Source organism: Mycobacterium novum, from assembly GCF_010726505.1.
In the GTDB taxonomy this organism is placed as follows: domain Bacteria; phylum Actinomycetota; class Actinomycetes; order Mycobacteriales; family Mycobacteriaceae; genus Mycobacterium; species Mycobacterium algericum.
The window spans coordinates 3,245,240-3,265,085 of sequence record NZ_AP022562.1; the positions used below are offsets into that span (position 1 = coordinate 3,245,240).

Genomic DNA, 19,846 nt, shown 5'->3' on the forward strand with positions numbered 1-19,846 from the left:
CCCGGGCGGACGCCGATGCCCGATCCGCTCGATGGGAGTCGGGGTAAGGTTCGGTGCTGTGAAATCCGGCCGATGGTCTGTGTTGCCGACTTTGCTCGTTGTTGGCGCACTTGCCGTTTCGGCGTGCGGCGGCTCCCCTGAGGAGGCGGCCTCGCCGGCCGGGCCGGAGTCGACGGTGGATTGCGGCGGTAAGCAGGACCTGCACGCCGCCGGCTCGGCGGCCCAGCAGAACGCGATCGCACAGTTCGGCTACGCCTACGGCCGGGCCTGCCCGGGGCAGACGCTGAACTACACCGCCAACGGCTCGAGTGCCGGGGTCGACGACTTCCTTGCCGCCGAGACCGACTTCGCCGGCACCGACGTGGCGCTGGATCCGGCCAAAGGGCAGCCGGAACGGGCCGCGGAGCGGTGCGGCTCACCGGCATGGCACCTGCCGACGGTGTTCGGCCCGATCGCGGTCACCTTTCACATCAGCGGAGTCGGCGCGCTGAACCTCGACGGCCCGACCGTGGCGAAGATCTTCAACGGCACGATCGGCACCTGGGACAACCCCGCCATCAAGGCGCTCAATGCGGGCGTGGCGCTGCCGTCGACACCCATCCACGTGGTGTACCGCAGCGATAAGTCCGGGCTCACGGCCAACTTCCAGAGGTATCTCGAGAACGCCTCCGAGGGTGCCTGGTACGCCGCCGACGGCGAGATGTTCAACGGCGGCGTCGGCGAGGGTGCCGCCGGCAACAACGGCACGTCGGCGGCGCTGCAGAACACCGACGGCTCCATCAGCTACAGCGAGTGGTCGTTCGCGGCGGGCAAGCAGTTGCCCATGGCACAGATCATCGCCACGGCCGGCGACCGGCCGGTGTCCATCTCCGCCGAGTCGGTCGGCAAAACGATCGCCGGCGCGAGATTCGCGGCCGGCTCCGGGCACGGCAACGACCTCGTGCTGGACATGTCATCGCTGTACAAGCCGAGCACCCCGGGCGCCTACCCGATCGTGTCGGCGACCTATCAGATCGTCTGCTCGAAATACGCCGACGTCGCCACCGCAACGGCGGTCAGGGCGTTCCTGCAGGCCGCGGTCGGTCCCGGACAGGACGGCCTGGACCAGTACGGGTCGATCCCGCTGCCGGAAGCCTTCGCAGCCAAGGTGCTGGCCGCGGTGAACGCCGTCTCCTGACCGGTTGCCCAGTCGCCGCCGGTTAGGCTGGTAGCCGGTCTTTCGCTGCGGATTCGCGGCACGGTGGTGCGCAGCGGTCGAAAGGAGTGTCGTCGGTGAACAACACCGAGCCCGGTTCGCGGGCCGGGTCACGGTTCGGCCCCTACCAGCTCGGCGACCTGCTGGGCCACGGCGTCGTGGGTGCGGTCTACCGGGCCGAGGACACCCGCAACGACGAAATGGTGGCGCTGAGGCTGATCTCCGAATCGCTCTCCGGCGACGAGGCGTTCCGCAGTCGGCTGGAAGACGAGGCCGAAGCCGCCGGTCAGTTGACCGAACCGCACGTGGTGTCGATCCGGGCCTACGGCGAGATCGACGATCTGCTGTACCTGGAGACCGACCTGGTCGAAGGCACCGACCTGGCCACCGTGTTGGCCGACGGCGGCGCGTTGAGCCCACCGCGGGCGGTGGCCGTCGTGCGGCAGATCGCCGCGGCGCTGGACGCCGCCCACAACGCCGACGTCGTCCACCGCGATGTCAAAACCGCCAACATCCTGGTCACCGACGACGACCTGGCCTACCTGATGGACTTCGGGGTGGCTGCGGCGATCGCCGACCCCGGGAAGCCCGCCGACCCGGCGACCGGCCCGGTGGCCTATATGGCGCCCGAACGGCTGACCGGCGAGCAGGCCACCCACCTCGCCGATATCTACGCACTGGCCGCCGTGCTGGCCGAGTGCCTGAGCGGAGTGCCCGCATTCACCGCCGACACCGTCGACGCCGCGCTGCAGGAACGCCGGACGGCCGCCGCCCCGCGCCCCAGCAAGCTGCGCCCGGGACGCGTTCCGGCCGCCATCGACGACGTGCTGGCCCGCGGGATGGCCCGCAAACCCGAGGACCGCTACAGCAGCGCCGGTGAGCTGGCCGCCGCCGCCTACCAGGCGCTGACCGAGCCCGAACGCCATCAGGCGAGCAGGATCCTGCGGCGAGGCGAGCCGGCGCTGCACCTGCCCGGCGGCCTGGAACCCGAGACCAGGCCCGACGCCCGCCCCGACACCGCGACCGGCGGCTGGGGCGATACCGCGGCGCAGCCGGCGCCGGCCGGCCCGGGCTGGCCGGCGCCCGGTGAGGAGTCCGACGCACGGTTGGGCGGACCGTTCCCGGTGTCCCCGCTGCTGCAGACCGACCTGGCCGCCGAGACCCTGCCGATGCCGACCGCGTCTCGTCGCCGGCGGCTGCCGCGCAAACCGGTGCTGGTGGCCGGCGCGGTGCTGGCCGCGGTCGCCGTCGCCGCCGCGGTGGGCCAGCTGGTGAGCCGGCCGTCATCGGCGACACCGGTGGCAGCGCCCCCGCAGGACGTGCTGCCGTTCACCGACCTCGACTATCGGCTCTCGCCCGGCGGGGTGGCGCTGGACGCCGAGGGCAACGTCTATGTCAGCAGCGAGGGCATGCACGGGCGGGTGGTGAAGCTGGCGGCCGGCTCGGACTCCTCGACGGTGCTGCCGTTCAGTGACCAGTACCAGCCGCGGGGCCTGGTAGTCGACGACATCGGCAACGTCTACTTCTCCGACGCCAGCCGGGTCGTCAAGCTGGCCGCCGCCGACGACTCCCACACGGTGCTGCCGTTCGCCGGCCTGGACGATCCCGACGGGGTGGCGGTGGACTCCGACGGCAACGTCTACGTCGCCGACCGCGGCAGCGATCTGGTGCTGCGGCTCGAATCCGGCACGAACACCCAGACCGCGCTGCCCTTCGTCGGTCTCAACAAGCCCGACGGGGTGGCGGTGGACTCGGCCGGCAACGTCTACGTCACCGACACCGGCAACAACCGGGTGCTCAAGCTGGTGGCGGTCTCCAACGAGCAGGTGGTGTTGCCGTTCGTCGGGATCGTCTCGCCGCGGGGTATCGCGGTCGACGACGGCGGCAACGTCTATGTCACCGAGCACAACCGCAACAAGGTCGTGAAGCTGGCGGCCGGGGCCGCCATCCCGGTGGTGTTGCCGTTCACCGGCCTCAACGCCCCGTTGGACGTCGCGGTGGACAAGCACGGCAACGTCTACGTCGCCGACCGCGGCAATGATCGGGTGGTCAAGGTCGACGCCGACCGCTGAGAGCCGTTTCACCCCGGATCCTGCAGGCTGAGCGGCCCGGCGGCGGGCCCGGGCCCGAAATGGGCGGTAGCATTTTTGTCGTGGACAGTCGCGTCGTGGGCCCCGATGCGGCCGTGGATCCGAGCGGCGTGGACGTCGGCCGCCGTCACGATCACCCCGGACATCGCACCGTCATCCGCCCGGTGTTCGACGCGGGCTGGCATCGCGCCGCACGCTGGGCCCGGCGGCTGGCCTGGGTCAGCCTGCTGGTCGTCGGGGTGGAAGGCGTGGTGGGGATCTGGCAGGGCCTGGCGGCCGGCTCGATCGCGCTGACCGGCTGGGCGCTGGGTGCCATTCCCGAGGCGCTGGCCGGGGCCATCGTGATCTGGCGGTTCACCGGCGCCCGCACGCTGTCCGAGACCGCCGAGCGGCGCGCCCAGATCGGGGTGGCGGTGTCGTTCTGGATCAACGCCCCCTACATCGCCGCCGAGTCGGTCCGCCACCTGTTCAGTGACCACCGCGCCGAGAGCAGCCTCATCGGGATCGCGCTCACCTCGGTGGCAGTGCTGGTGATGCCGGTACTGGGCCGCGCGCAGCGACGGCTCGGCACCCGGCTGGGCTCGGCGGCCACCGTCGGGGAAGGCGTACAGAACTATCTGTGCGCGATCCAGGCCGCCGCGGTGCTGGTGGGGTTGACGCTGACCGCGCAGTGGGCGGGCGGATGGTGGCTGGACCCGCTGATCGGGCTGGCGGTGGCGGCGGTGTCGGTCTGGCAGGGCTTCCGGTCCTGGCGCGGCGAGGGTTGCGGCTGCTGAGCAAAGTCCCGACTGTCCTGGAGCTGGTGGTGTTGCTCGACAGGAACAGTCGGGACGGGGACAGATTACGCCTCCGCGGCGCCCGATGCCATCGGTTCGCGATCCAGCTTGTAGCGGATCAGCCGCGAACTGTTGGCGACCACCGCCACCGACGAGGCGTTGTGCAGGATCGCCGCCAGCACCGGTGACAGCGCTCCGCCGGCGCCGATCAGCAGGCCGGCGGCGTTGACCGCGATCGACATGCCGTAGTTCTGCCGGATCACCTCGACCGCCCGGCTGCCCAGGTCGCGGACGTCCAGCAACCGCCGCAGGTCGTCGTTGGCCAGCGCGACGTCGGCGGTCTCCACCGCCACGTCGGTGCCGGCCAACCCCATCGCGATGCCGATGTCGGCGGCGGCCAGTGCCGGCGCGTCGTTGACGCCGTCACCGATCATGCCGACGACGTAGCCCTCGTCCTGCAGGTCGCGAACCACCTGCAGCTTGTCCTCGGGCAGCACCTCGGCGCGCCATTCGGCGATACCGAGTTCGGCGGCCACCGCCGCGGCGGTCTCCGGGTGGTCGCCGGTGAGCATCACGACGCGGCGAATACCCTTGGCACGCAACTGCTCGAGCACCTCGTGCGCCTCCGGGCGTACCTCGTCGCGCAGGCTGATCAGCCCGACCAGGGTGCCGTCGACGGCCAGCAGCAACGGGGTCTCGGCCTGGGCGCGCAACTTGGTGACCCAGCCCGCCGCCTTCTTCGAGATGCGGACCTTCTCGGCGCGCAGCAGATTCGGGCTGCCCAGCAGCAGGGTGCGCCCGTCGGCCCAGGTGCGGATGCCCAGCCCTACCAGGACTTCGCACTCCTCGTGCGGCGGGATCACGATGTGGCGCTCCTCAGTGGAGCGGATCACCGCCTCGGCCAGCGGGTGCCGCGAGTGCAGCTCCGAACTGGCGGCGTAGGCGAGCACCTGCTCGGGCTCCCAATCCTTGTGGATGGCAACGATGTTCGTCACCACCGGGCGGCCCACCGTGAGTGTCCCGGTCTTGTCGAACACGATGGCGTCGACCCGGCCGGCCTGTTCGAGGTGCGAGCCGCCCTTGATCAGGATCCCGCGCCGGGCGCCGTTGCCGATCGCCGCGCTGATCGCCGTCGGTGTGGCCAGCCCGACCGCGCACGGGCAGGCGATCAGCAGCATCGTCATCGCGCGGCGGACGTCGCCGGTCACCAGCAGGGTGAACGCCGACAGGATGAACGAGGCCGGCACGAAACGGCGGGAGAAGTTCTCGCCGACGGTCTGGATCGGGGCGCGGTCGTGCTGGGCCTCCTCGACGCGGCTGATGATCCGGCCGATCACGGTCTGGCTGCCGACCGCGGTGGCGCGCACCACCACGCGGCCGCGCACCACCACCGACCCGGCGTGCACCGCCGTCCCGGCGATCACGCTGACCGGCAGGGTCTCGCCGGTGATCGCCGACTGGTCGACGATGGCCTCGCCGTCGATGACCTCGCCGTCGACCGGGATCGCGACGTGGTCGTGGACGATGACCTCGTCGCCGAGCTGCACCGTGTCGATCGGTACCTGCACCTCCGTGTATTCCGGATTTTCCGGGGGCCCTTGGCCCAAACGCACCCAGGCGGTGTCCTGACTGCCGCGCAACAGATCCGAGATCGCGCGCCGGGTGCGCCGCAGCGTCAGGTCCTGCAGGTACTCGCCGATGTTGAGCAGCCACAGCACGGTGAGTGCCACCACGTTCTCGCGCAGTACCAGGCTGGCGATGGTCGCGGCGGTCACCAGCGCGTCGGTGCCGGCGCGTCCGGATCGGATCGAGCGCAGCGCGCCGCGCAGGAACGGATAGCCCATGAAGACCGTCGCGCCGGTGGCGACCAGTTGGCCGCTCGGCCCGAGCAGCGGTGGCCGGGCGAACGCGTAGCGGCGCAGGCCCAGCATCGCCAGCGCGGTGCCGCCGATCACCATGCGCAGCACGTCGGTGTTGCGGATATCCGCCGACCGCGGCGTGCGGGCCGGGATGAGGTCGGCCGCGACGTCGGCCGCGTCGCGGATGGCGGCCAGGATCGCATCGGTGTCGCAGCGCTGGGGGGAATACCAGACCACCACCGAGCCGGTGCGCGGGTAGGCGTGCACGGTGCGCACCCCGTTGACCCGGCCGGCCGTCTCCTCGACTGCCACCGCGCGTCGCGAGTCGCCGCGGACCCAGGGGGTGCGCACCCGCATCCGGCCGGCGGCGTCGGAGACGACGATCAGCTCTGCGCTGTTGGCGGCGCTCACGTCGCCGCGATCAATGGTCGTGGTCGTGTGCGACGGCCACCGCCGGCGGGGTGGCCTCCTCGCCGATGCGTTCGCGTGCCTCGGCCACCACGTCGGCCACCTTCAGCCGTGCCGACTCGGCGACCTCTTCGGCCCGCCGGGTGCCGCGCAGGCTCCACTCGGTGGCGGTCACCGCGGCTTCGTGCAGCGGAGCCTTCTCCAGCGCCTTGCGCACCACCTCGTAGGCGCTCACGCCGACCAGCCCGGTGAACACCGTGGTCGCCGCTTTCGCCAGCAGTCCCTGTACCGCCATGAGTCATCCCCTTCAGATCCTGGTTCTCGCCGGTAGGAGCATCAGCATATAAGCATTTATGCATGAATGCCAGGCCGCCGAACCGGGCCTGCCGCCGGGTCAGCCCAGGGCGCGGGTCACCTTCTCGCTTTCCCGGCGGCGTGCTTGGACGTCCGGGTCCGGATTGCCGACCTGCACCAGCGAGGCGCCCACGGCGAAGACCGCCAGCATGTTGTCGATCAGCCGGGCCGGCGTCTGCCAGCCGTTGGCCGACCACACCCGATCGGCAGCCGTCAAACCGGTTGCGGCCGCGGATTTCTCACATAGCGCCAGCACCTCGTCGGCGGACGATCCGGCCAGCGCCGTGCCGGGGGAGCGCTCGGGGTCGAGGTGGTCGCCGTGCACCCGCACCGCCGTCGCATAGTCGGTGACACCCACCGGCAGGTCCGGTGCCGGCTTACCGAACGGGTCCAGGGACGCCACCACCACTTCGCCGCCGGTGGCGGCCACCGCCGCGTCGGCCTCATCGAGCCGGTCGGCGGTGCATAGCGCGATGTCGGCGTCCGGTGCTGCGTCGCCGAGCAGTACTTCGGCCCCGATCCACCAGGCGCCGAACAGCACCGCCGCGGTCTGCCAGTGCGCCGGCAGCAATACCGCCACCCGGGCGCCCGGACCGGCGCCGAGTTCGTCACGCAGCAGGTTGCCGGTCTTGGCGGCCCAGTTCGCCAGCGTCGCCGCCGACAACTCGATGCGTTCGCCGGTGGCGTCGTCGTAGTAAGTGATCCGTGGTCCCGCCGGATCGGCGCGCATGATCGGATCAAGGATCGCCGAGCTGAGGTTGGTCACCTCAGCGACGTTAGTTCACGCATTGCGGGTCGCCGGAACCCGCGGTCAGAATCGGTGACGGGGGCGGGATTTCGCTCACGCCGCCGTCTTCGGCGCCGGAGATGCCGGCCACCTCGGCGTAGCCCCCGCCGCCCAGGCCCGAGCCCGGTCCGGTGTAGTCGTCGGCCAGCACGACGCGCACCGCGCCGGCGGGCACCGACTCGTTGGACACCACCGGCAACCCGCCGAGGTCCTTGGCCACCGCCTGCGCGCCGGGATCGTCGGTATCGGCGGCCTGCACCTGGCTGGCGGGCACATGGGCGGCCTCGTTGTTGCCGACCGCGCCGGTGCCGAATCCCTTGGCCCGCAGCACTCCCGAGACCGCGGCGGCCAAGCCGTTGATGTCGGTGTCGTTGTAGACGCTGGCGGTGGTGTGCTCCGGTTCGTATGCCAGCTGCTCGGTCTTGCCCTCGTCCTGGTCATGCAGCAGCCCGTCCACCCAGTCGGCCACCTGGCCCGGATCGACCCGCACCACACTCTGCATGCCGTCGTCGCTCCAGCCGGATTCCTCGAGCACCGGGATGGTGGCGAACGCGACCTTGCCGCCCGCCAGATCCTGCAGCTTGGTGATGAAATCCAGCACGTCCCAGCCCTCTGACAGCACCACCGACCGCTGCACCGCCGCCTGCAGCCGCGACAGCGTGGCCGGGCTCGACAGCGTCTTGCCGGAGATGACCTTGTGGGCCAGCGACGCCATCACCGCCTGCTGGCGGCGCACCCGGTCCAAGTCGCCGTGTGGCAGCTCGTGGCGCTGCCGCACGAAGCTGAGCGCCTGGGCGCCGCCGAGCCGCTGCCAGCCGGCCGGGAAATCCGCGCCGGAGAGTTCTTCGTACACCGGCTCCCGCAGGCAGACGTCGACGCCGCCGAGCGCGTCGGTGATCAGCGAGAAGCCCAGTAGACCGATCTCGGCGTAGTGGTCGACGGTGACCCCGGTCAACTCGGCCACGGTCTGGATCAGCGCCTCCCGGCCGGCCTGGGTGCCGCGGGCCTGGGCCTGGACCGGGTCCATCCCGGTTTCGACCAGCGCGTCGGCGGTCTCCAGCCGGGTGGCGCCATAGACGCCGTTGATCTTGGTTTTGTCCAGCCCGGGTGCCGCCACGTAGGAGTCGCGGGGGATCGAGATCGCGGTGGCCGACTTCCCGTTGTTGGGGATGCGGACCAGGATGATGGTGTCGGTGTTGGTGGCGTCATCGTCGCCGACCCGCAGCGCCGCCAGCTCCTCGGGCGTCAGCGGGTTGCCATGGGCGTCGGTGCGGCTGTCCATCCCGACCAGCAGGATGTCGACCGCGCCGTCGGATCCGCCTTGGCCCAGGGCCAGCGACGCGACGTGGAAGATGCCGTCCTCGAAGGAGCGGACCTGGCTCCAGGCCACCCCGGTTCCCAGCACGATGACGACGGCTGCCACGGTCGCGATCACACGAATCACACGTTGCGCAGGCATCACATCAGGCTACTTGTGTCACAGCTGTATCGGCGGTAGCCGCGGTCGGCGTGCCAGACTCTCCGGTCATGGGCGCACTGCAGCGGATCGTGATCACCGGAGCCCGCGGCCAGCTCGGCCGGTTCCTGACCGGGCGCGCCGCCGAGGCGGGCCGAGACGTGCTGGCACTGTCCTCGGCGCAGTGCGACATCACCGATCCCGGCGCCGTCGACGCCGTCGACCTGCGCGCCGGTGACCTGCTGGTCAACTGTGCCGCCTATACCGCCGTCGACGCCGCCGAGACCGACCCTGAGCGCGCCCACGCCGTCAACGCGGCGGGGCCGGGCCACCTGGCCGCCGCCTGCGCCCGGGCCGGCGCGCGGCTGATCCACATCTCCACCGACTACGTCTTCGACGGCGACTTCGGCGGCGCCCCGCCGCGCCCGTACGAGCCGGGGGATCCGACCCGGCCGCTCAGTGTCTACGGCGACACCAAACTGGCCGGCGAGAAAGCGGTGCTGGCGGGGTCGCCGGATGCCCTGGTGGTGCGCACCGCCTGGGTCTACACCGGCGCCGTCGGCGGGTCGGACTTCGTCGCGGTGATGCGGGCCCGCGCCGAGGCCGACGAGACGGTGGAGGTGGTCGACGACCAGATCGGCTCACCGACCTACGTCGGCGATCTGGCCGATGCGCTGCTGCGGCTGGCCGAGGCGTGGCCGGCCGCGCGGCTGCTGCACGCCGCCAACGCCGGCGCGGCGAGCCGCTACGAACAGGCCCGCGCGGTGTTCACCGCGCTCGGCGCCGACGCCGACCGGGTGCGTCCGGTCAGCAGCACCGCCAACCCCCGCCCGGCGGCCCGGCCGGCTTACTCCGCGTTGTCGGGGGTCGACTCGGGGCGGGCCGGCCTGGCGCCGCTGCGCCCATGGCGCGATGCGTTGGCCGCCGCGGTGGCCAGATAACCTCTACGCCGTGAGTGAGGCCCTGCCGGTGGTGACGGTGACCTATTCGCCGGGATGGCATCTGGACCGCTTCCTGGCGTCCTTGTCGTTGGCAACCGACCGTCCGGTGCAGGTGGTGATGGCCGACAACGGGTCGACCGACGGTGCGCCGCAGGAAGCCGTGCAGCGCTATCCCAACGTGGAACTGCTGGTCACCGGGGCGAATCTGGGCTACGGCGGAGCGGTCAACCGGGCGGTGTCCAAGCTCGCCGGCAACGATGAGTGCGGTGAATTTTTTATCGTGGCCAATCCCGACGTGCAGTGGGGGCCCGGCAGCATCGACGCGCTGCTGGAGGCGGCCGCCCGCTGGCCGGACGCGGCCACGCTGGGTCCGCTGATCCGCGAGCCCGACGGCTCGGTCTACCCCTCGGCGCGGCAGCTGCCCAGCCTCATCCGCGGCGGCATGCACGCTGTCGTCGGTCCGCTGTGGCGGAACAACCCGTGGTCGCGGGCCTACCGGCAGGAACGCCTGGCGCCCAGCGAACGCCCGGTGGGGTGGTTGTCGGGTGCCTGCCTGCTGGTGCGCCGCGCCGCCTTCGACGCGATCGGCGGCTTCGACGAGCGCTACTTCCTTTACATGGAAGACGTGGACCTGGGAGACCGGGTGGGCCGGGCCGGCTGGCTCAACGTCTACGTGCCGGCCGCCGAAGTGCTGCACCAGAAGGGCCACGCCACCGGCAAGGACCCGGCGGCCAACCTGGCGGCGCACCACCGCAGCACCTATACCTATCTGGCCGACCGGCACACCGGGTGGTGGCGGGCGCCGCTGCGCGCGACCATGCGGGGGGCACTGGCGGTGCGCTCACACCTGGCGGTGCGCAACGCTCGCCGCAAACTGACGAGGGGACGCCCGTGACACTCAGCCAAGTCGACGCGGTCGTGCTGGTCGGCGGCAAGGGCACCCGGCTGCGGCCGCTGACGCTGTCGGCGCCCAAGCCGATGCTGCCGACCGCCGGTCTGCCCTTCGTGACGCACCTGCTGTCGCGGATCGCCGCGGCCGGCATCGAGCACGTCATCCTCAGCACCTCCTACAAGCCGGCGGTGTTCTCGCAAGAGTTCGGCGACGGGTCGGCGCTGGGCCTGGAGATCGACTACGTGACCGAGGACGAGCCGCTGGGCACCGGCGGCGGTATCGCCAACGTCGCGCCCAAGCTGCGCCACGACACCGCGATGGTGTTCAACGGTGATGTGCTCTCCGGGGCGGACCTGGCCGAGCTGTACGCCTACCACCGTGAGCGTGAGGCCGAGGCCACGCTGCATCTGGTGCGGGTCGGTGACCCGCGCGCGTTCGGGTGCGTGCCCACCGACGACGGCCGGGTCACCGCGTTCCTGGAGAAGACCGAGGACCCGCCGACCGATCAGATCAACGCCGGCTGTTACGTGTTGTCGCGTAACGTCATCGACCGCATTCCGCGCGGCCGGGCGGTCTCGGTGGAGCGCGAGGTGTTCCCGGCATTGTTGTCGGACGGGGTGAAGGTCTGCGGCTACGTCGACACCAGCTACTGGCGCGACATGGGCACCCCGGAAGACTTCGTGCGCGGCTCGGCGGATCTGGTGCGCGGGATCGCGCCGTCGCCGGCGCTGGGTGGCCGGCGCGGCGAGTCGCTGGTGCACGACGGCGCCGCGGTCGCGCCGGGCACCGTGCTGATCGGCGGCACGGTCGTCGGGCGCGGGGCCGAGATCGGCCCCGGCGCCCGGTTGGACGGCGCGGTGATCTTCGACGGCGTGAAAGTCGAAGCGGGCAGCGTGATCGAACGCTCGATCATCGGGTTCGGCGTCCGGATCGGGCCGCGCGCGCTGATCCGCGACGGGGTGATCGGCGACGGCGCCGACATCGGGGCGCGCTGCGAATTGCTGCGCGGCGCGCGGGTGTGGCCGGGGGTGTCGATCCCGGATTGCGGGATCCGCTACTCCAGCGACATCTGAGCCGGTTAGCCAGCCTCGTGCAGCCGCAACCCGTCGACCCTTTGGAAGTATTCGTGGTTGCGGGTGGCCAACGGCAGGTCGAAGTTCAAGCAGATGCCGGCCTGCAGGCAGTCGGCCATTCCGATGTCCTGACCATCACGCCGTAGTGCTGCGGCCACGTCGCCGGCGCGCAGCGCACTTCGGGCGTCGAGCGGGAAGGTCCGCGACCGCACCAGCCGCAAAATGTCGTCGCGGCGCGCCAGGAAGTCCGCACCGACCCGCAGCTCGAAGGCGGTAATCGCGGTGACGCGCAGCCGGTGGCTGGCGACCAACTCGCGGACCAACGGCACTCCGGGGCCCTTGCCACGCAGAAAATCGATGACCAGATCCGTGTCGACGACTACGACGCCCGCCATGTGGCTCTCGCGTCGTTGATGCGGGTCTCCATTTCCTGGGCCTCGGCGTCGGTGAGGGTGCCTTCGAGGCCGATCAGCAGATCGACTTCGTCGGTGTCCAAGCTTGCGAGGTAACCGTCCAGCGCCTCCTGGACCAGCAGTGAGAATCCGCGCACGCCTCGACGCTGTGCGATCGCGCTCAGCGCGCGGTGCTGTTCGTCGGTGATCTCGACCGTAGTACGCATGCATGCATGTTAATGCATGTCCATAGGGAGTGCCCTTGTGCTTTTGTCACGGCCCTTTGCGTTTGACTCTGCGCGTCTTGCGTTTGACTCTGCGTCCACCAGGCATCCCACTCGACCTTTTGTCTGGTACATGCAGAGTCAGTGCTGGCGCGCAGCCTGGCTCAGCGCCGGTTGCTCGCTGCGCCCACCAGATACCGCAGCGCATCGTCGGCATCCGGCGGCAGCGCGTCGACCGGCCACCAGCGCAGGTCGACCGATTCATCGCTGATGCCGATCTGCGCCCCGGCCGGCGCGTGCGCCACGAACTGCAGGTCCAGATGCCGGGTGGGGATCCCCAGCGAGCAGGTCACCGGATGCACGTGCACGGCCGCCAGTCGCGGGTCGAGCCGCAGCCCGGCGATGCCGGACTCCTCGGTGGCCTCGCGCATCGCCGCGGCGACGATGTCGGCGTCGGAGCCCTCGCAGTGCCCGCCCAGTTGCACCCAGCGGCCGACCCGTGGGTGCAGCGTCAGCAGCGCGTGTTCACCGGTGTGGTCGAGCACCAGCGCGGAGGCGGTGATGTGGCCGGGCACGCATTCGCGCACGCACGCATCGGGGCGGGCGGCCAGAAATGCCAGCACCGCGTGGCGCAGCGCGTCCTGCGCGAAATCCGGTGCGGTCCAACCGGTCAGCGCGTCGACGGCGGAGGCGTGCGTGCTCACCGACGCACCAGCAGGCCATCGATGGCAGCCGGCGGCCGGGGTTCGGGCGGCTCGACGCTGTATCCGATAGCGATGGCGCCCAACGGTTCCCAGTCCGTCGGTAGATCCAGTTCGGCCCGTACCAGATCCGGTGTGAAGATGGTGGACCCGATCCAGCAACTGCCGACACCGCGCACCGCCAGCGCCACCAGCAGCGCCTGAACCGCGGCACCGACCGCGACGGTGAACATGGTGTGTTCGGCGGCGGTGCGGGTCGCGTCGGGGTAGTGGTGGGCGCCGTCGGGCACCATCACCGGGATGACGACTTCAGGTGCCTCGTAGAGGATCCGGCCGCGCGCGACCCGGGCCTCGACGGCCTCGGGGGATTTGCCGTCGCCGGTCAGGTCGGCGCGCCACTTGTCGGCCATGGCGTCGAGCAGCCGGGTGCGCACGCCCGGGCTCTGCAGCCAGACGAACCGCGTCGGCCGGGTGTGGTGGGGTGCCGGGGCGGTCAGCGCCTCGGCGATGGCGTCGGTGATCGTCTCCGCCGGCACCGGCTCGGCGGAGAACGCGCGCACCGAGCGGCGCAGCAGCTGGGCTTGCCGGCGCCCCGCCTCGATGGCCTCGGCGGTGCCGAGCCAGAACAGGTCCTCGGGTCCGGAGCGCACCAGCGCGGCCGCGGTGGATCCGTCGTCGGGACTGACGACGCCGCGCACCACCGCCACCGGGACATCGGTGAGCTTGCCCTTGACCAGGTCGGCGGCCGCCGCCAGTTCGTCGGCGACGGCCACCTCGGTGACGACCAGCTCGTTGCCGTGCCGGTCGACGGCGCCGGCGTAGCCGTTGAGCACGGTCAGACCGGACGCCCCGATCGCGACGTCGATCTGCCCATGGCGCCAGGCGCGGCCCATCGTGTCGGTGATCAGCACCGCGACGTCGACGCCGAGCTGCTCGGCCAGCCGGGCGCGCAACGTCGCGGCGCTGCCGTCGGGGTCGACCGGCAGCAGCGCGAGTTCGCACGCGCCGACGTTGGAGCCGTCCACGCCGGCGGCGGCCTGCACCAGTCCGAGCCGATTCTCGGTGATCCAGGTGCGGCCCTTGCGGGCCAGTACGCGCACCGCCTCGGCCTCGACCAGTTGGCGGCGCAGCGCATCACGCGCCTCGGGGTCGTGGGGAGCAGGAACGATCCGGCCCTCGCACTTGGACACCACCTTGCTGGTGACGACCACGATGTCGCCGTCGGCCAGCCACGGCGCGGCCTGCGCCAGCGCGCCCGCCAGATCGTCGCCCGGCCGGAACTCGCCCAAGCCGGTGACCGGCAGGATCTCGACCTTCGCGGCACTGCCGTGTTCGCCGGGGCCCGTCACGGTGACACGCCCGCGACATCTAGCCCGACGCGCACCATCTCGGCCGTCGCCGCCGGATCGGTCATCAGCAGCGGGGCGCTGCGCACGGTGATACCGGCCGGCTCGTCGGCGGTCTGTTCGCCCTCGTGCACCAGCCAGTAGTCGAGGATTCCGGTCCCGCTGCGCGACCCGTAGTGCTGACCCACGGCGTGTGAGCTGGACTCCAGGCCGATCACGCTCAGGCAGGTGTCGGCCATGCCGCGCAACGGTTTTCCGGCGATGATCGGCGAGTAGCCGACGACCGGCGCCGGGGTGGACCGCAGCGCTGCCCGGACGCCGGGAATGGCCAGGATGGCGCCGATGCTCACCACCGGATTCGACGGCGCCAGCAGCACGATGTCGGCGTCGGCGATGGCTGAGAGGACTTGCGGTGTCGCGCTGGCCTTCTCGGCGCCCACGAAGCCGAATCCGTGCGTGGGCACTTCGGCGCGGTAGCGCACCCACCACTCCTGGAAGTGGATCGCACGCTGGGTGTCGTCGGCGGGATCGGTGATCACGACATGGGTTTCACAGCTGTCGTCGGTGACCGGCAGCAGCCTTGCGCCGGGCTGCCAGCGGTCGCACAGCGCCGCGGTCACCTCCGTCAGCGGGTAGCCGCCGCGCAACGCCTGGGTGCGCACCAGATGGGTGGCGAGGTCGCGGTCGCCGAGACCGAACCAGTCCGGTTGCATCCCGTAGCGGGCCAACTCCTCCATGGCGTGCCAGGTCTCGTCGCGGTGCCCCCAGCCGCGCTCGGGGTCCACCCCGCCGCCCAGGGTGTACATGCAGGTGTCCAGGTCCGGGCAGATGCGCACCCCGTGCATCCAGGCGTCGTCGCCGACGTTGACGACCGCGGTCAGCTCGTGCGCCGCAGCGTCGGCCTCGCCGAACCGGCCCAGGCTCAGCAATTTCTGCACGCCGAGCAGGAACTTCGCGCCGCCGACCCCGCCGACGAGAACCGTGACCTTCACAGCGCACGACAGTACCGTTGGCGTGGACGCGACCGGTGTGGCGGACCGCCACAGTGGCCGCTCAGCCGGCCCCGGTAAGACACGCCGAAACAGGGGTGTGGGCTAGATGACACGGACTCGCCGGTCTCGGACACGTCCGAAATCGGTCACGAGATGGTAAGGAATTTCGCCATTCGGCTTGACCGGACCAGTCATCCCGTGTCTAATCACATCAGTGTCATTTCCCGGTTGGCCAGCCGATTCCGGTGTCGCAGACCGAGATTCGATCACATGTTCGAATTGGGATGGAGAGCATCGCAATACGGGCGACACATCAGAATCGCGCAACCAGGTGAGGAGCGGAGCATGTCCTATGAGCACCTTTGGGGCGTAATGGGAGCGACACCGCATGCCAATACCGGATTCACGGCACCAGCAGAGGCCGAACCGGCGCCCAGCCGGCCACACCTGAGCCTGGTTCCCGAGCTCGACGACTACGACGAATTCGACCCGTTCGACCCGGCCTCGGCCACCAACGAGCAGTGGCAGGACCGCGCGCTGTGCGCGCAGACCGACCCGGAGGCCTTCTTCCCGGAGAAGGGCGGGTCCACCCGCGAGGCCAAGAAGATCTGCCAGCGGTGCTCGGTGCGCAGCGAGTGCCTGGAATACGCGCTGGCGCACGATGAGCGCTTCGGCATCTGGGGCGGCCTGTCCGAGCGTGAGCGCCGTCGCCTCAAGCGCGGCATCATCTGAAGCGCGTCGAACACCGCTGTCGGCCGCTAGTCCTCGATCGTCGGATCGATGACCGTGGGCTCGACATCCAAGTAGGTGGCGACCTGAGCCACCAGGATTTCGTGCAATAAATCCCCGAGTTCCACGCTGTCATTCGCGCGTTGTTCGATCGGCTTGCGGAACAACAATATTCGTGCTCGTGTCGGGTTACCCCGGACATCCACCCCGGCAGGTATCAAGCGAGCCAGCGGAATCGGCCCGTCGGCGACCACCTCCGGGGGCCACTGCACACTGTCGGGATCCTTGGCGGCGATCCGGGGAATCTCGTCGACCGCGACGTCGAGCGCCGCCAGCCGTTGTTTCCAGCGTTGCTCGATGGGCTCGTAGGCCTCCAGCACCGCCATGTCGAACCGTTCGGCCCGGGTGCGCCAGCCGGGCACGGTCGGCGGCAGCAGCGGCCCGCGGGGTTCGCGGCCGCGCCATGGGCGACGCGTGGCGATCACGGAAGAAGATGGTAACGGTTGCGCATAGGGTCTTCGCCCCTTGCGCGTGTCCGGCGCCCCGGGGCTGCGCCGCCACGATAGCCTCGACCGCGTGAAGGTTCCCCGCCGCTGCTGTCGGCCAGGGTGTCCGCACTATGCGGTGGCGACGTTGACGTTCGTCTACTCGGACTCCACCGCCGTGGTGGGCCCGCTGGCGACCGCCGCCGAGCCGCATTCGTGGGATTTGTGTTTCAGCCACGCCGGCCGGATCACCGCCCCGCGCGGCTGGGAACTGGTCCGTCACCCCGGCCCGTGGGTGTCCCCCGAGGAGGACGACCTGATCGCGCTCGCCGAAGCGGTGCGCGAGGGCCAGTCCGGCCAAGCCGCGCCGGCCAACGGGTGGTATCCGCAGGCCGGGCCGGCGGATACCGGCTCCCGGGGCGCTTCCTCGGGCACCCCCGGCGGCGGCGTACTGGCGCCGCCCGGCCCGCCGGGCAAGAGCAACGGCAGGCGTCGCGGCCACCTGCGCGTGTTGCCGGACCCTTCGGACTGATCGGACGTTCCGGGCTAGGCTTGAGCGTCAAGAGTCCACTTCGTCAGGAGCCCTGTCCATGTCTCGGCCCGCTGCGGCTGTCCACCGTGTGATCAAGGCGTACGACGTACGTGGTCTGGTCGGTTCGGAGATCGATGAATCCCTGGTCGCCGAGGTCGGCGCCGCGTTCGCCCGGCTGATGGCCGACGAGGGCGCCCGGCAGGTGGTGATCGGCCACGACATGCGGGACAGTTCGCCCCCGCTGTCGGCGGCGTTCGCCGAGGGGGTGATCGCCCAGGGCCTCGACGTGATCCGGATCGGGCTGGCCTCCACCGATCAGCTCTACTTCGCCTCCGGGTCGTTGGACTGTCCGGGGGCGATGTTCACCGCCAGCCATAATCCGGCCGCCTACAACGGCATCAAGCTGTGCCGGGCGGGCGCCAAGCCGGTCGGCGCCGACTCCGGCCTGGACCGGATCCGCGATGAGCTGATCGCCGGGGTGGCGCCCGATGCCGGCCGGGCCGGATCCCGCGGGGCGGTCTCCGACCGCGACGTACTGGCCGACTACGCGGCGTTCCTGCACTCCTTGGTCGACATCTCCGGTGGGCGCCCGCTGCGGGTGGCCGTGGACGCCGGCAACGGCATGGCCGGACACACCGCTCCGGCGGTGTTCGGCTCGCTGCCGGCGATCACGTTGCTGCCGCTGTATTTCGAGCTCGACGGGAACTTCCCCAACCACGAGGCCAATCCGCTGGACCCGGCCAACCTGGTCGATCTGCAGGCGTTCGTCCGCGACAGCGGCGCCGATATCGGGCTGGCCTTCGACGGCGACGCCGACCGGTGCTTCGTGGTCGATGAGCGCGGCGAGCCGGTTTCGCCGTCGGCGGTGACCGGCCTGGTCGCCGCCCGGGAACTGGCCCGCGAACCCGGAGCGACGGTGATCCACAACCTGATCACCTCCCGCGCGGTGGCCGAACTGGTGGCCGAGCGCGGCGGCACGCCGTTGCGGTCACGGGTCGGACACTCCTATATCAAGGCGGTGATGGCCGAGACCGGCGCCATCTTCGGCGGGGAACACTCGGCGCACTACTACTTCCGGGACTTCTGGGGGGCCGACTCGGGGATGCTCGCAGCGCTGCATGTGCTGGCCGCGCTCGGCGAGCAGCAGCGGCCGCTGTCGGAGCTGACCGCCGACTACCAGCGTTATGCGGCCTCCGGCGAGATCAACTACACCCTGGCCGACGGCGTCGACGCGCAAGCCTATGCGGACGCCGTGGTCGCGTCGTTCGGCGAGCAGGCATCCGTCGACCATCTCGACGGGGTGACCGTCGACCTGGGCGGAGGCAGCTGGTTCAACCTGCGCAGCTCCAACACCGAACCGCTGCTGCGGCTCAACGTGGAGGCCCCCGATTCCGCCGCGGTCGATGCGGTGGTGGCCCGGGTCACCGAACAGGTCGAGGCCGTCACCGCCGCCGAGAAGTCACGGTCGTGAACGCGTTCCCCGGATCCTTCTCGTCCACCGTCGACCTCGACGACGCCGAGGCGTTGCTGGCCGCTGACCGCGACGGGGCGCTGTGGGCCGCGTCGATGGCCGGGGCGCAGGTGCGCGCCACCGCCGCCGCGGTCGCCGAGGGCGCCTTGGACACCGTGCGCGGTGACATCCGGGACTTTCCGGCGCGCACCCTGATCTGGGTGGCGACCCGCGGCGCGGCGGCGACGGCGGGGAGCCTGCTGGCCGCGGCCCGGGGGGATTCGGCTCGCGAACCGCTGGTGCTGGCCGCCGAGGCCCCGGCCTGGATGGGCTCGCTGGACGTACTGGTGGTCGCCGGCGACGATCCGGGAGATCCCGCGCTGGTCGCCGCGGCCTCCGCCGGGGTGCGCCGCGGCGCACGGGTCGTGGTCGCCGCGCCCTACCAGGGCCCGTTGCGCGATGCCACCGCCGGCCGTGTCGCGGTGCTCGAGCCGAGGGTCGGGGTCCCCGACGAGTTCGGCCTGCCTCGCTACCTGGCCGCCGGGCTTGCCGTGCTCGAAGCCGTGGAGCCGGGGAATCCCGCCGCGCAGATCGACCTGGGTGTGCTGGCCGACGAACTGGATGCCGAGGCGCTGCGCAACAGCGCCGGCCGCGAGCTGTTCACCAACCCGGCGAAGATCCTGGCCGACCGGATCGTCGGCCGCGACGTCGCCCTGGCCGGTGACTGCGCGGCATCGCTGGCACTGGCCCGGCACGGGTCGGCGATGATGCTGCGGATCGGGCGGACCGCGGTGGCGGCGACCGGGTTGGCCGACGCGGTGAGCGCGCTGCGCGCCCGGGCCGCGGACGGCGCCGGCGGATCCGCTGATATTTTTCATGACGAGCAGATCGACGGGCCGGCTGCCGAGCGGCTGCGGGTGCTGGCCTTGGCACTGTCGGCCGAGCGGACGGTGGTGGCGGCCCGGATCAGCGGGCTGCACGATGTCGACCTGATCGGCGCCGGGGACGTGCCGCTGACACCGGCGGCGGCCGAGGAGACGTCGGGTCCGGCGGCCGTGCCGGCTCCGGCCGGGCCGGGCCGGGCCGAGCAACAGCTTGCGGTGCTGGCCGTGCGGCTGGAGATGGCCGCCGCCTACGTGCGACTTTTACGAGGTTGACGGGAAC

20 protein-coding genes are annotated in these 19,846 nt (G+C 71.1%); 10 read left to right on the plus strand and 10 right to left on the minus strand.

Annotated elements, in window-relative coordinates; genetic code table 11:
* The first annotated feature begins 58 nt into the window (after positions 1-58).
* The 3 genes from pstS to G6N19_RS15125 all read left to right on the plus strand — a co-directional run bounded on the left by pstS (position 59) and on the right by G6N19_RS15125 (position 4,061).
* Positions 59-1,177, plus strand: a complete 1,119-nt coding sequence (pstS, locus tag G6N19_RS15115) for a phosphate ABC transporter substrate-binding protein PstS (protein WP_408632440.1) — start codon at positions 59-61, stop codon at positions 1,175-1,177.
* 95 nt (positions 1,178-1,272) lie between these two features.
* The gene (locus G6N19_RS15120; RefSeq protein ID WP_193465232.1) at positions 1,273-3,267 is read left to right on the plus strand and encodes a serine/threonine-protein kinase PknD; all 1,995 of its coding nucleotides are present in this window, start codon (positions 1,273-1,275) and stop codon (positions 3,265-3,267) included.
* A gap of 182 nt (positions 3,268-3,449) precedes the next feature.
* On the plus strand, positions 3,450-4,061 hold the full coding sequence (locus G6N19_RS15125; protein WP_013829951.1) for a cation transporter: 612 nt from the start codon (positions 3,450-3,452) through the stop codon (positions 4,059-4,061).
* 65 nt (positions 4,062-4,126) lie between these two features.
* Here G6N19_RS15125 and ctpC read toward each other — a convergent pair whose 3' ends face one another.
* The 4 genes from ctpC to G6N19_RS15145 form a co-directional block, all read right to left on the minus strand.
* Positions 4,127-6,277 (minus strand): manganese-exporting P-type ATPase CtpC, encoded by a 2,151-nt coding sequence (gene ctpC / locus G6N19_RS15130; protein WP_081465670.1) that lies wholly within the window; start codon positions 6,275-6,277, stop codon positions 4,127-4,129.
* 64 nt (positions 6,278-6,341) lie between these two features.
* Positions 6,342-6,623: a DUF1490 family protein gene (locus G6N19_RS15135; protein WP_083035940.1), complete on the minus strand. Its 282-nt coding sequence runs from the start codon at positions 6,621-6,623 to the stop codon at positions 6,342-6,344.
* A gap of 99 nt (positions 6,624-6,722) precedes the next feature.
* Positions 6,723-7,412 carry a TIGR03089 family protein gene (locus tag G6N19_RS15140; RefSeq protein ID WP_049793041.1) on the minus strand — a complete coding sequence of 230 codons (690 nt, stop codon included), beginning with the start codon at positions 7,410-7,412 and terminating at the stop codon, positions 6,723-6,725.
* A gap of 46 nt (positions 7,413-7,458) precedes the next feature.
* Positions 7,459-8,928 (minus strand): LCP family protein, encoded by a 1,470-nt coding sequence (locus G6N19_RS15145; protein WP_041318466.1) that lies wholly within the window; start codon positions 8,926-8,928, stop codon positions 7,459-7,461.
* Positions 8,929-8,996: 68 nt separating this feature from the next.
* On the opposite strand from G6N19_RS15145, the gene rfbD reads away from it, so the two are divergent.
* The 3 genes from rfbD to manB are packed head-to-tail and all read left to right on the plus strand — an operon-like array spanning position 8,997 to position 11,831.
* On the plus strand, positions 8,997-9,866 hold the full coding sequence (gene rfbD, locus G6N19_RS15150) for a dTDP-4-dehydrorhamnose reductase (RefSeq protein WP_013829946.1): 870 nt from the start codon (positions 8,997-8,999) through the stop codon (positions 9,864-9,866).
* A 28-nt stretch (positions 9,867-9,894) separates the two neighbouring features.
* On the plus strand, positions 9,895-10,761 hold the full coding sequence (locus G6N19_RS15155) for a glycosyltransferase family 2 protein (protein ID WP_085975777.1): 867 nt from the start codon (positions 9,895-9,897) through the stop codon (positions 10,759-10,761).
* Positions 10,758-11,831 carry a mannose-1-phosphate guanylyltransferase gene (manB, locus tag G6N19_RS15160; protein WP_013829944.1) on the plus strand — a complete coding sequence of 358 codons (1,074 nt, stop codon included), beginning with the start codon at positions 10,758-10,760 and terminating at the stop codon, positions 11,829-11,831. Before G6N19_RS15155 ends, manB begins: the two co-directional genes overlap by 4 nt.
* A gap of 5 nt (positions 11,832-11,836) precedes the next feature.
* Here the strand turns inward: manB and G6N19_RS15165 are convergent, their stop codons facing one another.
* From G6N19_RS15165 to cofD, 5 genes are all read right to left on the minus strand, one after another.
* Entirely contained in the window at positions 11,837-12,226 is a 390-nt protein-coding gene (locus G6N19_RS15165) for a type II toxin-antitoxin system VapC family toxin (protein ID WP_013829943.1), read from the minus strand.
* Positions 12,211-12,450 carry a hypothetical protein gene (locus G6N19_RS15170; RefSeq protein WP_013829942.1) on the minus strand — a complete coding sequence of 80 codons (240 nt, stop codon included), beginning with the start codon at positions 12,448-12,450 and terminating at the stop codon, positions 12,211-12,213. The genes G6N19_RS15165 and G6N19_RS15170 overlap by 16 nt, the downstream gene beginning before the upstream one ends.
* A 161-nt stretch (positions 12,451-12,611) precedes the next feature.
* Entirely contained in the window at positions 12,612-13,151 is a 540-nt protein-coding gene (locus G6N19_RS15175; protein ID WP_013829941.1) for an NUDIX hydrolase, read from the minus strand.
* Positions 13,148-14,497 carry a coenzyme F420-0:L-glutamate ligase gene (locus G6N19_RS15180; protein WP_013829940.1) on the minus strand — a complete coding sequence of 450 codons (1,350 nt, stop codon included), beginning with the start codon at positions 14,495-14,497 and terminating at the stop codon, positions 13,148-13,150. The genes G6N19_RS15175 and G6N19_RS15180 overlap by 4 nt, the downstream gene beginning before the upstream one ends.
* A complete protein-coding gene (gene cofD / locus G6N19_RS15185; RefSeq protein ID WP_013829939.1) occupies positions 14,494-15,486 on the minus strand; it encodes a 2-phospho-L-lactate transferase in 993 nt (330 codons plus the stop codon). The genes G6N19_RS15180 and cofD overlap by 4 nt, the downstream gene beginning before the upstream one ends.
* 372 nt (positions 15,487-15,858) lie before the next feature.
* Here cofD and G6N19_RS15190 point away from each other — a divergent pair, with 372 nt between their 5' ends.
* The gene (locus tag G6N19_RS15190; RefSeq protein WP_041318462.1) at positions 15,859-16,218 is read left to right on the plus strand and encodes a WhiB family transcriptional regulator; all 360 of its coding nucleotides are present in this window, start codon (positions 15,859-15,861) and stop codon (positions 16,216-16,218) included.
* A 26-nt stretch (positions 16,219-16,244) separates the two neighbouring features.
* Here G6N19_RS15190 and G6N19_RS15195 read toward each other — a convergent pair whose 3' ends face one another.
* Entirely contained in the window at positions 16,245-16,700 is a 456-nt protein-coding gene (locus tag G6N19_RS15195; RefSeq protein WP_013829937.1) for a metallopeptidase family protein, read from the minus strand.
* A 91-nt stretch (positions 16,701-16,791) separates the two neighbouring features.
* On the opposite strand from G6N19_RS15195, the gene G6N19_RS15200 reads away from it, so the two are divergent.
* Genes G6N19_RS15200 through G6N19_RS15210 form a run of 3 tightly spaced genes read left to right on the plus strand, consistent with a single transcriptional unit; the run spans position 16,792 to position 19,839 of the window.
* Entirely contained in the window at positions 16,792-17,232 is a 441-nt protein-coding gene (locus G6N19_RS15200) for a DUF3499 domain-containing protein (RefSeq protein WP_081465668.1), read from the plus strand.
* A 58-nt stretch (positions 17,233-17,290) separates the two neighbouring features.
* Positions 17,291-18,703 (plus strand): phosphomannomutase/phosphoglucomutase, encoded by a 1,413-nt coding sequence (locus tag G6N19_RS15205; RefSeq protein ID WP_083035921.1) that lies wholly within the window; start codon positions 17,291-17,293, stop codon positions 18,701-18,703.
* Entirely contained in the window at positions 18,700-19,839 is a 1,140-nt protein-coding gene (locus G6N19_RS15210; RefSeq protein ID WP_013829934.1) for a hypothetical protein, read from the plus strand. The genes G6N19_RS15205 and G6N19_RS15210 overlap by 4 nt, the downstream gene beginning before the upstream one ends.
* Positions 19,840-19,846 lie beyond the last annotated feature (7 nt).